The organism is Prevotella communis (assembly GCF_022024115.1).
Taxonomy (GTDB): Bacteria; Bacteroidota; Bacteroidia; order Bacteroidales; family Bacteroidaceae; genus Prevotella; species Prevotella communis.
In genome coordinates this window covers 1,102,025-1,117,833 of record NZ_CP091792.1, presented here as the reverse complement: position 1 = coordinate 1,117,833, position 15,809 = coordinate 1,102,025, and the positions used below count along the sequence as shown (strand labels likewise).

Genomic DNA, 15,809 nt, shown 5'->3' with positions numbered 1-15,809 from the left:
GTGCGTGACAGTGACAGTTGTGACAATTAAAAAATTGAGAGTACACATCTCACTATACCCCTTATAAGTATATATAACTTATTGATATATAATTAGTTATATATATTATAAATAGAATATTAAGAAAAGGGGTACCCCTCAAAAAACAACTGTCACAACTGTCACTGTCACGCTCAGTCAACATCAAATTCATCTAAAAAGCTTATAATCAATGAAATACGATATCACAACAAACAAGGCTCCCGAGATGCCTAACCTCGGAAAGGGTACAGAATGTATCAAATTACTGCTCACACAAGCCTCAAAAGACATGCACGAACCCCTTGTTCCGATGCTTTTCCCCTCACTTGGCGCACATATAAGCGGCGCGGAATTTCAGTACCCAGACCGCTCCTGGAAGGAAATGTGCGGCCAAATGGCCAATCTGGTAGGCGGATCAGGGTGTAACAAGGGTCAATTGACTGAGTTAACGAAGGCTATCTGTCGAGACTTTAGTCTGCACGATGAGACGGAGATGAAAAAATTGCGCGAGTGGGCGAAGATCAGCAATTCGAAGTCGAAGAGCAAAGATGGTCCTGTAAAACCAGATACCCCCATCTTCCTCCCGCCGGCCAACACCACCAGCGCAGGCTTCCTAGAAAACGCTATAGCCCTCGAGGCAGCGGGCGGACGTACGCAGCTGTTCAACTTTCCTGAGGTAGAAATGGCCGACCAACTCTGTGGCAGCCACAAGTACATGAGTCACCTGCTGAGAAATATCTATGATATGGCTCAAGCTGGAGCCCTGCGTGCAACGGCCAATGGTGTGAGTGGCAACCCCGTGCTCCGTGCCTGCATCACCCTCTCAGGCGTGCCTGTCACGGTTCGCAAGTTCTACAAAAATGAGCTCCACAACGGCACCTTCGGCCGCATGGTCTTTTCCTACAAACCTCGCGAAGCCACCCGAAGTGGGCACATACCGCGCAGGGGAGAGTTTGCCGACAATTTCTACCAACAACTGGACACCTATATGGCACGTCTCGACATGACAAAGGGGCGATTCATCATCCGCCCGCTGAACAAGCTCATAGACCGACTTGCGCAGGATATGGCCACACTAGCCGACCTGGTAGACGACGATGTGCTCTGGGACGTATCAAAGCGATCACTCGTTTCGGCGTGGAAGGCGGGCTGCATACTCTGGGTGCTCAATACTCAGACGTGGACAAAGGCCATGGGTGAGTTGGTAGAGTGGTTGGTGTATCACGACCTTTGGTCAAAAATGCAGATATTTGCCGACATGCTGAAGGATGGCGACGTCAACATCCAAGAGACCAGTAAGGCAGGCCCAAAGAACATGCTCGACTCGCTGCCCAACAACTTCAACGAAGCACAATTAGAGGCGCTTCGCCTGGAATCAGGTAAGAACAAAGAGGGCACAAAAGCCCAACTACGTCAATGGGTGCATCGCAAGTTCATCGAGTACTCTGCGCAGACTGGGCTCTATTCTAAAACAGAAAATTATCTGAAGAATTCATAATCATGGATAGACAAGATCTTCAAAAGCTCCGCGAACTCCCCATAGAGGGAGTCGCTGAGCGACTTGGACTGCGGGTTGTGCATCATAAGGCTCTGTGCCCGTTTCATGCCGACAACCACCCCAGCCTATCGTTTAAGGTAAGCAAGAACACATACCGATGCTTTGTGTGCGGGGCCAGCGGCGGACCAATCGACTTGGTGATGAAGCACCTGAATCTGGACTTCAGGGCTGCCTGCCGATGGTTGGCCGACGAACATAACATAATCCTTGAAGAATGGAAACCGCAGACATCAGACATCAGCCCTCAGACATCCTTCGACGGGAGTAGGTATGAACGTTTCTTTGAGCATCCTTGGCTTTTGCCAGAGGCCCAGAAGTTTCTCTTTGAGGAGCGACGCCTGGACCCGAGGGTAATCCGCTGGTGCCGCCTCACTTCCTGGAAAGACAAGCAGGGGGTGCCCTGGCTGCAGATACCCTATTATGACCGTGAGGGACGGTTGGTGGGCGTGCAGAACCGCAACCTGGTGCGTGGCGCCCTGCCCCGCTTCCGCTTCCCGCAAGGCTCGCAATGTGGCATCTACAACCTGCCTGTTCTGAACCTCCTTCGTCCGGGCGAACAGCTCTTCATCACGGAGGGCGCCTCCGACTGCTGGGCCATGCTCTCTGCCGGTCACAAGGCCATCGCGATACCATCAGCAACGCTGCTCTCCAAGAAAGATATAGAATTGCTAAACTCTATATACTCCCCTCCATCACAGGGAAAGGCTACGGGTAGGCGCGTCAGCGGGAATGGGGAAGGGGGTGGGTCTTTGTTTCACATGTACCCCGATCGCGACGCCCCTGGCGAGCGTCTGTTCCTGCAGCTGAAGGAGGTGCTGCCGTCGCTGGTGCACCATCAGTTGCCGCCCGACTGCAAGGACTTCTCCGACTATTTTCTGAAGCAAAAAATATCTGAAAAATAATTACGGAAAGACTTGCGTATCTCGGGATTTTTTTGTACCTTTGTAGTGTCAATAAGAGAAACGACGAGTTGCGATGAGAGAAACGACGTTTCGCCTATAGAGAAAGGTCGAGTTGCTCTTTAAGACAACGAGAAGTGGAACTTTAGACAATAGAACCTTAATATTTAACAACCAAAAAAAACATTACAACAATGGGAGAAATTCAAATTCAGAAAGTTCAGCGTACCGTACAGGTAAAGGATGCTGACAACACTCGCAAGAAAGTACAGAAGACCTACGGCAAGATTATCTATCGTAAAACCCTGACGCTGGACGACATGGCCGAGCACATCATGAAGCACGGTTCTGTGTATACCGAAGACGTCGTCATCGGTGTGATCACCAAGCTGAAGAACTGCATGCAGGAGATGCTGGCCGACGGTCATAAGGTGAAGCTCGACGGCATCGGCACGCTGTACCCCACCCTGACCAGCGCAGGTGTAGACAACGCCAAGGACTTCAGCGCCACGGAGAACGTCACCCGCATCGGCATCGCCTTCCTGGCCGACCAGAGCCGCAAGTCCATGTACAAGGCACGCTCTATGCGTGAGGCCGTGAACCTGAGTACCAGCGTGTACAGCGAGCTGACGGGCGAAGAGACCGGAGGCGGAAACACGGAGTCAGGGAACAACGGAGGCACGGAGAACGGCGGCGGCAGTTCTAGCTCCGAGTCTGGCAACGGCGGCGGTCCCGTCAATCCTTAAGGATTAAACATTAAAGATTAAACATTAAAATTCTGAACCATGAAGAACAAGACATTTTGGAAATTCGCGATTCAAACAGCCATTAGTGTGCTGTCGGCCATCGCAACGGCACTGGGAGTGACCTCGTGCATGTGATACATTCTTTTAGTCGGCCTGCGGCCTTTGTAAAAGCGGCAAAGCCGAGCGAAACATGAAACATTTAAAAAAACGGCTCCTGAGGCGGAATGCTTCGGGAGCCGTTGTTATATTAAAAGAGGTATTAATAGGCGTGGTCGTCGGACGCAATCTCGTCACGGTCTATCTTCTTGCTGTCTATCTGGCGCCAGGCATAGACGATGTAGGCAAGGACGAAGGGAACGAGGAGCGACACCCAGAACATGGTGTTGAGGGTGAAATAACTGCTGCATGAGTTCTCGAGCGTCAGCGACGACTGGAGGTCGGCCGTGGAGGGATAATAGGCGGTGTGGTTCCAGGCTGACATCAGGAGCAGGGGCGTCACGGTGAGCACGGTGCCGATGCCGGCAGGCCAAATGCCGTTTGATTTGAGATTTAAGGTTGGAGATTTGAGGTTTATCAACTCACTTCCTATTCCCCAGAGCACCAGGACGACGCCGAGGAGCATCACGGCGGTGAGATACCACATATCCAGCATGTTGTTCAGGTATTTGTTGGGCTCCATGAAAATCAGGCCGCTGTCGTCGTAGGCATAGCCGTCCTTCAGAAGCAGATGGACCAGATAGACCACGAAGAGCACCACGAAGACGAAGGCGGCACCAGCCAGCTGATAGCGACTGCGGGTGCGGATGGTCTCGTCGGCGATATTGTTCATGGTGTACAGGATGCCCAGCGTACGGGCCAGGAAGAGCACGGCCACGGCGAAGACGAGTATCCACGGATTGAGCAGGGCATCAAGGCCATGAGAGGCGTTGGCCCAGTGACTAATAACAGGCGACAGGGCATCGGCATCAATCATATTCCCTTTCTCCACGATGAAATTGGAGCCCTCGAAGAAGGTGGCCACGGCGCCGCCCAGGAGCAGGGGACCCAGGATGCCATTGAGCACCAGGAAGCACTGGAAGGTCTTGGGACCGAGGAAATTGCCCAGCTTATTCTGGAACTCATAGCTCACGGCCTGCAGCACGAAGGTGAAGAGGATGAGCATCCACAGCCAGTAGGCACCGCCGAAGCTGGTGGAATAGAACAGGGGGAAAGAGGCGAAGAAAGCACCGCCGAAGGTGACCAGCGTGGTGAACGTGAACTCCCACTTACGACCGGTGGAATTGATGAGCAGGCGACGCTCGTCGGGTGTCTTTCCCAACTGGAATATCATGGAGTTGGCTCCCTGTACGAAGAGCAGGAAGACGAGTAGTGCTCCCAACAGTGATACGATGAAGCACCAGTAATGTTGCAAGAATTCGTAAGTCATAGTTGCGGTCCTTTCTTAATTTGTTTCAACAGGATGTTTATCTCCACAGCCAGCATCGTGGTGAAGAGGATGAGGAAGAGGAAGAAGGTGAGTGCCACACTGCCGGCACTAAGGTCGCTGACAGCAGCCCACGTAGGCAGCATATCCTGGATGGTCCAGGGCTGACGACCAAACTCAGCCACCAGCCAGCCACTCTCGGAGGCGATATAGGCCAGGGGCACCATGAGTACGGCAGTCCAGCAGAGCCATGCGGGCATCGCATCGGCAGGAGCGCTACGGTCGGCCGCACGCTCATCGAGCAGTCCGACGGCAGAGAGCAGTCGGCGCACCAGGAGCGACACCATGGGGATATCGAATATCAGGACGAGCACCAGTCCGAAGAAGGCGATGAAGAGACAGCCCAGTCCCACCATGGCACGGAACGCCCAGAAATTGATCCATACGGGCGGCACCACGTCGGCCTTGTCCTTCACGTAGCCATAGCCGAAATAAGGCATATTAGAATTGATAATTGACAATTGAGAATTGAGAATTTCTTCGTCGGCGCCCTCGGCCTTCGCTTTGCGGTAATCAGCCAAGGCTTGTATCGCCTTTCGGCCTCGCTCTATCTTCTCATCGACAGAGGGCTCCACCGTACCATCGTCCTTCACATAGCCATCGAGCAGGTCGTTGATGCCAGGCACATAGCCATCGAGGGTGTTGGTGGCCATCATCGACAGACCATAGGGCACCTCGATACCCTCAACCACCTTCAGGCCAATCTCGTGACCACCATCATAGAGGGCCTCCATAGCAGCCAGTTTCATGGGTTGTACCTGCGCCACGGTCTGACCGCTCTTATGACCGGTAGCACCTGCGCCAAGGGCAGCCACAAAGCCGACGATAGCAGCAATGCGGATGCTCTGGACAGCCAGTTGGATGTGGCGTTTCCTGACCAGATACCAACAGCTGACGGCAACGACAAACACGGCACCGATGATCCACGAGGAGATGACCGTATGGCAGAATTTCTCGACGGCGAAGGGCGACAGTGCCACCTCGAGGAACGAGGTCATCTCATTGCGCATGGTGTCGGGATTGAACGCACAGCCCACGGGATACTGCATCCACGCGTTGGCCACGAGAATCCACCAGGCAGAGATGGTGGCACCCAGTCCGGTGAGCCAGGTGGAGGCCAGATGGAAGCCAGCCGACACCTTTTTCCAGCCAAAGAACATCACGGCCACGAAGGTGCTCTCCATGAAGAAAGCCACGATACCCTCGACAGCCAGTGGGGCACCGAAGATATCGCCCACGAACCAGGAGTAGTTGCTCCAGTTGGTACCAAACTCGAACTCCAGGATGATACCCGTGGCCACACCCATGGCGAAATTCACGCCGAAGAGGCGCTGCCAGAACTGGGCCGTGTGTTTCCAGAAGTCCGTACGCTTCTTGTAGTAAATGGTCTCGGCTATGCCCATGATAACGGCCAGGCCAAGGGTCAGGGGCACGAAGAGCCAGTGATAGATTGCCGTGAGAGCGAACTGCGCTCTGGACCAGTCAATGGTACCGGCATCAATGGATAGTAGTAGGTTTGTCATTGTTATAGGAGTTAAAGGAGTTATAGGAGTTAAGGAGTTAAGACATTAGACTCTGCGCGGTCTATGAGCTCGGAGGCTACGAAGTCGGGCTCGGAACCGGCATCGGAGTGCTCGGAGATATAGTTGGGGAAGAAGAAAACCTTCAGGACAAGGAAAATGATGATAAGCTTCACAATGATGACAGCCCACAGGGTGCGACCCACCGTCATGTGACGGAAGCCATCATAGTAAAAATGAATTGTTCGATATAGGAAGTTAGTCATCATAGGTCTTTATAGGAATAGAATTGGTAAATATTGCGGCAAAGATAGTAAAATAATATAAAAGTACCAAATTTTCTTTGGCAATTTAGTGAAAAACTTGTACATTTGCAGCGTTTTTATTTAAATAGTAAGGTACAGACATGAAAAAAGCACTCATAGCAGCAGTCGTGGTGGTGATCCTGGCAATGGCAGGCATCATGGTTTACCTGCTGCTGAACAACCGAAATTTGGAACAGGAAAAAATGGAGATGTTGGAGTTGGCCGAACTGGACAAGCAGGAGATGGAGAACGACTACGAGCGACTGACCCTGCAGTACACAGAGATGATGAACTCTATCAACAATGACTCTATCATAGCCCAACTGACCCAGGAGCAGATGCGCACGCAGCAGCTGCTGGAGGAACTGAAAAACGTGAAGGCAGCCGATACACGCGAGATTACGCGACTGAAGAAAGAGCTGGCCACGGTACGCAAAGTGCTGCGCTCGTATATCCGACAGGTGGACTCGCTGAACCAGGTGAACCAGAGTCTGATGGCTGAGAACGACCGCGTGAAGGACCAGCTGGCACAGTCGAACCAGGCCAACGAGGGTCTGCGCATGGAGAAGCAGAACCTGACAGAGAAGGTGGCCATCGCCGCACAGCTGGACGCTACGGGCATCACCATGACCACGCTGAACAAGCGTCAGAAGACGGCCAAGAAGATGAAGGACTGCAAGACCATCCAGGTGGGCTTCAACATTGCACGCAACGTGACGGCACAGACGGGCAACCGCACCCTCTACGTACGCATACAGACACCTGCGGGTCAGGTGCTGACAGCAGGCACATTCCCCTACGAGAACCGTCAGCTGGAGTACTCGATGAAGAAAGTGGTGGAATATACCGGCGAGGAAGTGAACGTACAGACCTACTGGCAGGTCAGCGAATTCCTGGAGGCCGGACAGTATCGCGTCAGCATCTTTGCCGACGGCAACATGATTGGAACAAGAACATTTACCTTTGAATAACAATATGAAGAGAATCTTTACTTTCGGCTTCTTGCTCCTGGCTCTGGGTCAGGGAGCAGCCGAGGCACAGCAGTTGCTGAGTCTTGACAGTTGCCGTGCCATGGCCCTGCGCAACAATAAGCAGATGGGCGTGCAGCAACTGAAACAGGACATCGCAGCCAACCTCAGGAAGTCGGCACGCACCAAGTACCTGCCCCACGTCAGTGCGATAGGCAGTTACCAATTCACCAGCGAGGAGATTTCTATCCTGAACAACGAGCAGAAGGGTAAGTTATCAAATCTGGGTACCAACCTCACAGGATCCCTGTCGGGACTGGGCAACACGCTGCAGACGACACTGGGACAGATGGGTACGATGCTGGGACAACTGGGTGTGCCTGCCGAGGCCTTCCAGCAGATGGCTGGACAGTTGCAGCAGAACATGCAGCAGACATCGACCAACATGGCTGGTCTGCTGGACAGTGAGGGACAGAAGATAGTGGATGCCTTCCGCACGGATACGCGTCATATCTTTGCCGGTTCGGTACTGGTCACCCAACCCATCTTCATGGGTGGTGGCATCATGGCGCTCAATAAGTTGGCCGACATCAACGAGGAGTTTGCCAACAACTCAGTGGCAGCACGTCGTCAGGGTATCCTCTACTCTACCGACCAGGCCTACTGGCAGGTGGTGTCGCTGAAGCACAAGAAGAAGCTGGCTGAGAGTTACCTGGAACTGATTAAGAAATTTGATACCGACGTGCAGCGCATGATTGAAGAGGGCGTGGCCACACGGAGCGAGGGACTGAGCGTCAGCGTGAAGGTGAACGAGGCCGAGATGACCCTGCAGAAGGTGGACGACGGACTGGTGCTGTCGAAGATGCTGCTCTGTCAGATGATTGGCATGCCGATGAACGAGGAGATCACACTGGCCGACGAGGACGTGGAGGACCTGGCCGTGGTGACGCTGCACCCCCAGCTGAACGTGGAACAGGCAGTGGAGAACCGTGCCGAACTGAAGATGCTGGATAATGTGGTGGATATGTCGAAGCAGGCTACCAATATCCTGAAGGCTGCCAACCTGCCACAGGTGGCCCTGATGGGTGGCTATGCGGTGAGCAATCCCAACGTGCTCAACGGATTCGAGAAGAAATTCGGCGGATTCTGGAACGTGGGTGTGCTGGTGCGCGTGCCTATCTGGAACTGGGGCGACGTGGCCTACAAGGTGCGTGCTGCCAAGGGTGCCACAGCCATTGCTGCTCTGGAGCGCGACGAGGCTCGCGAGAAGATAGAGCTGCAGGTGAACCAGAACACGTTTAAGGTGGACGAGGCCAACAAGCGTCTGGTGATGGCGCAGACGGGTATCGAGCGTGCCAACGAGAACCTGCGCACGGCCAACCTGGGATTCAAGGAGGGTGTGATAGCACCTACCGTGGTGATGGAGGCACAGACGGCCTGGCTGCAGGCACAGTCACAGCTCATCGACGCACAGATTGCCGTGAAGCTCTCGCAGGTGGATCTGCAGAAAGCACTGGGAACGCTGTATTAGTTAAGAATTAAGAGTTAAGAAGTATCAAGATATGAGTAATCAATCAAAAAAACAGCATCATAACATTCTGTATGCGATCATTGGTTTTGCTGCAGTTGTTATTATCGTGGCTCTCATAGGTTTCTTTGCACTGGGTCGCGATCCCGAGATTATTCAGGGACAGGTGGAAGTATCAGAGTATCGCGTGTCGAGCAAGGTGCCCGGACGTATTCTGGAAATCCGTGTGAAGGAGGGCGACTACGTACATGCCGGCGACACGCTGGCCATTCTGGATGCACCCGAGGTACGTGCCAAGATGCAACAGGCACAGGGGGCTGAGGACGGTGCCGCCGCGCTGGAGATGATGGCCAAGAATGGTGCCCGCAAGGAACAGGTGCAGGGTGCCTATCAGGTGTACCAGCAGGCAACGGCAGCCCTGGAGATTGCCGAGAAATCATACAACCGCGTGCAGCGTCTGTTTGACGAGGGCGTGGTGAGTGCACAGAAGCGCGACGAGGCGCTGGCTATGTACAAGGCTTCTGAGGCTCAGATGAAGGCTGCCAAGAGTCAGTATGACATGGCTGTGAACGGTGCCCGTCAGGAGGAGAAACTGGCCGCTCAGGCACAGTTGAACCGCGCCAAGGGTGCCGTGCAGGAGGTCAACGCCTATATCGGCGAGACCGTGCAGATAGCCCAGATGGACGGTGAGGTGAGCAGCATCTACCCGAAGGTGGGCGAGCTCGTTGGTACGGGCAGTCCTATCATGACCATCTCAATGATGAACGATATGTGGGGCACATTCAACGTACGCGAGGATCAGTTGAACGGCATGAAGATTGGTACTGAGTTTACGGCTTTCGTACCCGCATTCAACAAGGAAATCAAGTTGAAGGTGTATCACATGAAGGATCAGGGCTCGTATGCGGTATGGAAGGCTACGAAGGCCAACGGACAGTATGACCTGAAGACCTTTGAGGTGAAGGCGCGTCCGGTGGAGAAGATTGAGGGCCTGCGTCCCGGCATGAGCCTGGTGGTGAAGTAATGAATGAAGAGTTAAGACGTTAGAGTTGAAAACGCTACAATTATTATATAAGGTAGGACTGCGCGAGTTGCAGATACTGTGCAGGAACAGGGTGTACCTGTTTTGCATGGTGGCTTTCCCGCTGATGGTCATGGTGTTCTTCACATCGCTGATGGACGATGGACTGCCAACGGAGATGCCCGTGGGCGTGGTGGACCTGGACAACACATCGACGTCGCGCTCACTGGTGCAGCGTCTGGATGCCTTCCAGATGTCGAAGGTGGTGGCCCACTACCCCAGCGTGAACGAGGCCCGTCGTGATATCCAGGAGAACGAGATATACGCGTTCCTGTATATCCCCAAGGGTACCACGGAGAACCTGCTGGCAGGCCGACAGCCAAAGATATCGTTCTATTACTCATATACCACACTGGCGTCGGGTGCCCTGCTGATGAAGGACCTGAAGACAATCTCTACACTGGGCTCGGCAGCCGTAGGTCAGGCCACGATGCGTGCCAAGGGATTCACGGATGCACAGATACAGACATTCCTGCAGCCTATCCGCATAGACCTGCATCAGATAGCCAACCCGTGGACCAGTTACAACTCCTACCTGTCAACGATGCTGGTACCTGGCATGATTATGCTGTTTATCTTCCTGATATCGGCCTACTCGCTGGGCACGGAACTGAAGTTCGGCACGTCGAAGGAATGGCTGGAGATGGCCGACAACCGCATATCGATAGCGCTGATGGGCAAGTTCCTGCCTCAGACCATGATATGGCTGGCGGTGGTCTACAGTTATGAATACTACGTGTTCCACGTGTTGCAGTTCCCCCATCAGGGCAGTCCCTGGATGCTGGTACTGCTGGGATTGGTACAGGTGATAGCCTCGCAGGGCTTTGGCATCTTTGCCTTTGGCCTGATGCCGTCGCTGCGTATGTCGATGAGTGTGTGCTCACTCTGGGCGGTGCTCAGTTTTTCGATGGTGGGCTCTGCCTTCCCCATGATGGGCATGGACGGTGCGCTGCAGACGCTCACGTGGCTGTTTCCCCTGCGTCATTACTACATGATTTATCAGATTAACGTGTTCAACGGTTACCCACTGTTGGAGTCGTGGTTCCACATGGCCGCTATGGCAGCATTCATACTGCTGCCCTGGTTGGTGGTGAGGAAAATTAAGAATGCAATGCTGACCTATGTCTACATACCGTAATAGTTTCAGAAGAAGGATCGACGACACCATGTTGATATGGCGCGACGAGATGCGACAGGTGTTGAAGGATGAAGGTATGCTCATCTTCTTTATCATCGTGCCCTTGATATATCCCCTACTCTATTCGTGGATCTACAACAACGAGACGGTGCACGAGGTGCCGGTGGTCGTGGTGGACCAGTCGCACACGGCGCTCTCACGACAGTTTATCCGTATGTGCGACGCGTCGGCAGATGTGAAGGTGGCCTACTACGCACAGGACCTCGACGAGGCCAAGTCGCTGGTCAGTCGTCAGTTAGTTAAGGGTATCTACCTGATTCCCAGTGAGTTTGAGACAAACATCAACAGGATGCAGCAGGGCGTCATCAGCGTATACTGTGACATGAGCCTGATGCTCACCTACAAGGCTATCTTCCAGACCGCCCAACTGGTTTCCATGCAGATGGGGGCCGAGATACAGACAAAACTGGGAGGCCATTTCACCAGCAGGGAAGAGGCTATCGCTGCCCGTCCGCTGGACTATGCCGACGTGGCTATCTTTAATCCGCAGGGGGGCTATGGCTCTTTCATCCTTCCCGGTGTGCTGATGCTGATTCTGCAGCAGACGCTGGTACTGGGTATCGGCATGTCGGCAGGTACGGCACGCGAGCGCAACCGTTACCACCAGCTGATACCGGTGACGCGCCCTTATCAGAACGTGTTCCGCATCGTGCTGGGCAAGTCGCTGTGCTACTTCATGATATACGCCATCATGGGTGCCTGGCTGGTCATCGCCGTGCCACGCCTGTTCCACTTCCCCCAACTGGCAGCATGGCAACCACTGCTGACGCTGATGTTGCCCTACACGCTGGCATGTATCTTCTTTGGCATCGTGGTATCATGTATTGTGAGATACCGCGAGAACGTGATGCTGCTGATGGTCTTTGTATCCGTACCCCTGCTGTTCCTCTCGGGTGTAAGTTGGCCCCAGAGCAACATCCCCGGCTTCTGGCAGGGTGCATCGTGGGTATTCCCCTCTACCTTCGGCATCAGGGCCTACGTACGCCTGAACTCGATGGGTGCCACCATCAGCGACGTGTCAACGGAGATATGGATTCTCTGGCTCCACGTGTTCCTGTATTTCTGGCTGGCATGCGTGGTCTACGGCTACCAGATTTACCTGGCGCGTCACGATGCCTTCTGGCGATATATCGACATGAAGAGGAGAAGACAACAGAGACAAGGATAAACAAACATAATAAAAAGGCTGCCCCACGAATGGAGCAGCCTTTTCTTATGTATCTGAGCGGATGCTTATCTGATCAGCACCTTCATGGTCTGTCCGTTGGGTTTCACCACGATATTCAGTCCGCGCTGCAGCGACTCACGACGTACGCCCGAAGGACTGTAGATACCCTCTGGCATACGACTGACAGGACGGGTGGTGATGCCGGTGAGGATGGACAAGTCGCGCAGACGGCACTCGGCCAGGAGGAACTCCTGCATGCCACTGCCCACTTCCTTGAACTGAATCACGTAGTCGCCCTTGGTGGTGATGTCGAACGACAGCGTGTTGCGCGTGGCCGACGAGATATCGCCTGCGGCATTACCATTCAGGTTGGGCGTAGCGGTATAGTTGGACGAAGAAGCAACGACACCGCCTGTGCTCTTCAGGATACGTGCCAAATAGGTGGGTGTGCCCTTCCATGCGGCCGTAGCGAAAGAGAGCACGTAAGAGCCAGGTTCGAGCGAGAGCTTATAGTTGGCTAGGCGACCATACTCCGCACTGGTGGTACGCCAGTAGAGTGCCTTGCCCTGATAGCCCTGCAGGCCACTGAAGGTACGGGGGCCACTGCCATTCGAGGTGGGATAGTTGCGCACATTGTCACCATCGGTGGTACGCCAGCCAACAGGCAGTTCACCGGCCTGCACATCCGTGAAGTCGAGGTCATAGACGGCGCACATATCGTAGAACTGAGGCTGAATGGTCACGTTCTCATCGGGCATGATGAACGATACCTCCTTGGCACCCACTTCCACAGGAATGGTCTTGCCCTGGGTGAAATAGACGGAGTTGACCACACGGAGCGACTTGATGCCATAGCCTTCGTCAGCGCTGATGGTGAGGTGGACCTCCTGACCTGCCTGGGCTGAATCGACATCTGCAACCACAGTTCCAAAGTCGGCCTGTCGCACAGCAACATCAAATTTCTCCTTGGGCATCTCTGCAGGCATATACGTAATCTGGTCGATGGTCATCTTGATAGCGCCTGAGTTTTGGAGCACGAAATTATTGGTACCTTCTTTCAGCGTGACAGGGATAACAGCCTCACGCCAGTCGTTTTTATCAACTTTCTCAAAAGCTACAGTCTGAGCAGTACCATTAACGGTGGCTTTCATATTACCAGCCTTACTGCTGTTACAATAGCGCACCAGGATATTATAGGCACCACCTTCGGTCAGCGCCAACTGATGACGCAGGGCGGCGGCTGTACTGGCTTGTGTCTCTACGTAGCCCATACCGGCAAAGTCCTTATAGTCCTGTGCCCACCAGCCGGAGTGTGTCAGACTGACGTTCACGCTCTTGTAGTCCATATTCTCGGCCTCAATGATAACTGGACCATGATAGGCTGCTGGCTGCTGGGGCTGGCCTAAGGGTGTATCGGGGAGATAGTCGGTAAGACGGTTGGTACCCTCGCCGGCACAGGCAATAGTGATGGTGGCAGGACCCATGTGTTTCACACCCACACGATAGGTCTTCGTGTCGGCATCATAGTTCTCGCTAACCAAAGAGGCGCTATAGGTGGTGGTACCCGTCTTGTGTTTCTCCACCGTTGTGACAGGCTGGGCGGTGGCACCAACGATATAGATGGTATCGGTACGTACCGTCAGGGTATCACTGCGGTAGTTGTTCAGATAGAGTTCGATACGGTCGGCATACTCACGAATCACACCGCTGGAGAGATTGTAATAGTCGAGTTTCAATGAGTCGCAGGTATTATACTGCAGAGAAATGGCACCCGTGGCGTGCTTATTCTTATTTAAATAGGTATAAGGAGCATAGGTCACCAACTGATTGCGATAGCGGTTCACGAAGAGGTCGCCCTTTGACACCTCTGGATAGAGTTCGTTGAACTCCTTAACCTTCTTTGACTGGGTGCCCCAACGCGAACTGAACCCACTCTTCTTTACTTGCACAGGGATACTTTTGGCAATATCGTCATAGAGGCCTGGCACCATGGGGATAGCGCCATAACGGCCCGAGGACTTCAGATACCAACCGTTGTTCTCCCAACGTCCGTCGCCTTTGTTGCCCGGGTCTTTCACCTCATACAGGCCGGCATAGAGGGCATCGGGCACCTTGAAATCATTGTCGGCATCATGAATCAGCACGGCCTTGGTCTTGGCTACAACCTCCTGACGGGTGGGGATATACATCTTGCCCTTGATAATCTCACGCCACATATCAATCCAGATACCCTTGAAGTTAGGAAACAGTCCCCAGTTGCGGCGGGTATAGCCATCCACGTTACTGTCACTGAGGTTCTGGAAGTCCTCGGTCCAGATAAGTTCTGGTCCGTCCCACACGGCACCGCCGTTCACACAGGTCTGCTCCATCACGGTGCCTATACCAGCACTGCCTGGATATTTCTTGCCGTGCTTCTCGCCCAGCACCTTAGTCAGCATGTCGTTGTAGCCGCAGTTGTCATAGCGCACACCATAGTTCTTGGTCAGACCGGCGATAAACGGACCGAAGCACACACTCTCGTTGTTATAGAAACTGCTGCAATGGGTGTACTTGTAGAGAAACAGGATGGACTCGGGATATTTCTGACAGGCAGCCAAGAACTTGGGCTCGGTCTTCAACTCTGCCAGAGGGTCGGTATCGAAATGGTAGATACCACCACACCAGCTCACCGTGAGAAAGCCGCCATACTTATGAGACATCTCAACAAGGTTGGCAAAGAGATTCCAACGACTGGACTTGGTCATGGAACTCAGGTCGCCTGCATCGCCAAAGGCCCAGAACTGCTCGGCATAGTTCCATCCAAGGAAGTTGGGGAAGGTCTTGAAGAAATACTCGAAAGTCTGCAGGTCGTTATCCTGAATATGGGTGTGACCACCAGAGGCAGGCTGACAAGAGAACCACATATTGTTCTGCTGACAGACAGTGGCCCACGACTTATAGGTTCGCACTGCATTACGAGGCATACGATACATGCCGGTCTTCGTGTCAAACTGACAAGAGAGCGACAGGTTCAGACAAACATAAGGTTTGATATCTGCTGGTATCAAATCAATAATTTTTTGTGGGTCAGCACTGTTCCACACATCAACGTGGACCAACCATAACGGATGCTGATTGTCAATAGGACGACGCTGTTGGGCCTGGATGCCATGAAAGGCACAGACGCTCAGCATCATCACTAAAAGAAATGAGTAAATTTTTCTAATCATAATTCTTAGGTTTTTAAATCTATGCTGCAAAAGTACAAATAATTCCTCTAATAATTATACGAAAATGTTTCATTCGTTTTGGAAATTGTACAGACTACACTCCATTTTCTAAAATTTTCAAAATA

At 53.1% G+C, this 15,809-nt stretch carries 13 protein-coding genes; 9 read left to right on the top strand and 4 right to left on the bottom strand.

Annotation, left to right across the window (positions count from 1 at the left end; all coding sequences use genetic code 11):
* Positions 1–211 precede the first annotated feature (211 nt).
* From L6468_RS04335 to L6468_RS04320, 4 genes are all read left to right on the top strand, one after another.
* On the top strand, positions 212–1,519 hold the full coding sequence (locus L6468_RS04335; RefSeq protein ID WP_237795674.1) for a hypothetical protein: 1,308 nt from the start codon (positions 212–214) through the stop codon (positions 1,517–1,519).
* 2 nt (positions 1,520–1,521) lie between these two features.
* Positions 1,522–2,481 carry a CHC2 zinc finger domain-containing protein gene (locus tag L6468_RS04330; RefSeq protein WP_237795673.1) on the top strand — a complete coding sequence of 320 codons (960 nt, stop codon included), beginning with the start codon at positions 1,522–1,524 and terminating at the stop codon, positions 2,479–2,481.
* A 191-nt stretch (positions 2,482–2,672) separates the two neighbouring features.
* The gene (locus L6468_RS04325) at positions 2,673–3,224 is read left to right on the top strand and encodes an HU family DNA-binding protein (RefSeq protein WP_237795671.1); all 552 of its coding nucleotides are present in this window, start codon (positions 2,673–2,675) and stop codon (positions 3,222–3,224) included.
* Between the two features lie 39 nt (positions 3,225–3,263).
* Positions 3,264–3,359 carry a smalltalk protein gene (locus L6468_RS04320; protein ID WP_176757075.1) on the top strand — a complete coding sequence of 32 codons (96 nt, stop codon included), beginning with the start codon at positions 3,264–3,266 and terminating at the stop codon, positions 3,357–3,359.
* A 124-nt stretch (positions 3,360–3,483) separates the two neighbouring features.
* Here the strand turns inward: L6468_RS04320 and L6468_RS04315 are convergent, their stop codons facing one another.
* Genes L6468_RS04315 through L6468_RS04305 form a run of 3 tightly spaced genes read right to left on the bottom strand, consistent with a single transcriptional unit; the run spans position 3,484 to position 6,496 of the window.
* Positions 3,484–4,650 carry a cytochrome d ubiquinol oxidase subunit II gene (locus L6468_RS04315; protein ID WP_237795670.1) on the bottom strand — a complete coding sequence of 389 codons (1,167 nt, stop codon included), beginning with the start codon at positions 4,648–4,650 and terminating at the stop codon, positions 3,484–3,486.
* Positions 4,647–6,230, bottom strand: coding sequence for a cytochrome ubiquinol oxidase subunit I (locus tag L6468_RS04310; protein ID WP_237795668.1), 1,584 nt, complete (start codon positions 6,228–6,230; stop codon positions 4,647–4,649). Before L6468_RS04310 ends, L6468_RS04315 begins: the two co-directional genes overlap by 4 nt.
* A 29-nt stretch (positions 6,231–6,259) precedes the next feature.
* On the bottom strand, positions 6,260–6,496 hold the full coding sequence (locus L6468_RS04305; protein WP_431356695.1) for a DUF4492 domain-containing protein: 237 nt from the start codon (positions 6,494–6,496) through the stop codon (positions 6,260–6,262).
* Between the two features lie 137 nt (positions 6,497–6,633).
* Here L6468_RS04305 and L6468_RS04300 point away from each other — a divergent pair, with 137 nt between their 5' ends.
* The 5 genes from L6468_RS04300 to L6468_RS04280 are packed head-to-tail and all read left to right on the top strand — an operon-like array spanning position 6,634 to position 12,475.
* The gene (locus tag L6468_RS04300; protein WP_237795666.1) at positions 6,634–7,503 is read left to right on the top strand and encodes a hypothetical protein; all 870 of its coding nucleotides are present in this window, start codon (positions 6,634–6,636) and stop codon (positions 7,501–7,503) included.
* A gap of 4 nt (positions 7,504–7,507) precedes the next feature.
* Positions 7,508–9,031, top strand: a complete 1,524-nt coding sequence (locus L6468_RS04295; RefSeq protein ID WP_237795664.1) for a TolC family protein — start codon at positions 7,508–7,510, stop codon at positions 9,029–9,031.
* Between the two features lie 31 nt (positions 9,032–9,062).
* Positions 9,063–10,052 carry an HlyD family secretion protein gene (locus L6468_RS04290; protein ID WP_237795663.1) on the top strand — a complete coding sequence of 330 codons (990 nt, stop codon included), beginning with the start codon at positions 9,063–9,065 and terminating at the stop codon, positions 10,050–10,052.
* 25 nt (positions 10,053–10,077) lie between these two features.
* On the top strand, positions 10,078–11,247 hold the full coding sequence (locus L6468_RS04285; protein ID WP_237795661.1) for an ABC transporter permease: 1,170 nt from the start codon (positions 10,078–10,080) through the stop codon (positions 11,245–11,247).
* The gene (locus L6468_RS04280) at positions 11,231–12,475 is read left to right on the top strand and encodes an ABC transporter permease (protein WP_237795658.1); all 1,245 of its coding nucleotides are present in this window, start codon (positions 11,231–11,233) and stop codon (positions 12,473–12,475) included. Before L6468_RS04285 ends, L6468_RS04280 begins: the two co-directional genes overlap by 17 nt.
* Positions 12,476–12,540: 65 nt before the next feature.
* On the opposite strand, the gene L6468_RS04275 is transcribed toward L6468_RS04280, so the two are convergent.
* Entirely contained in the window at positions 12,541–15,684 is a 3,144-nt protein-coding gene (locus tag L6468_RS04275) for a glycoside hydrolase family 98 domain-containing protein (protein ID WP_237795657.1), read from the bottom strand.
* Positions 15,685–15,809: the final 125 nt, after the last annotated feature.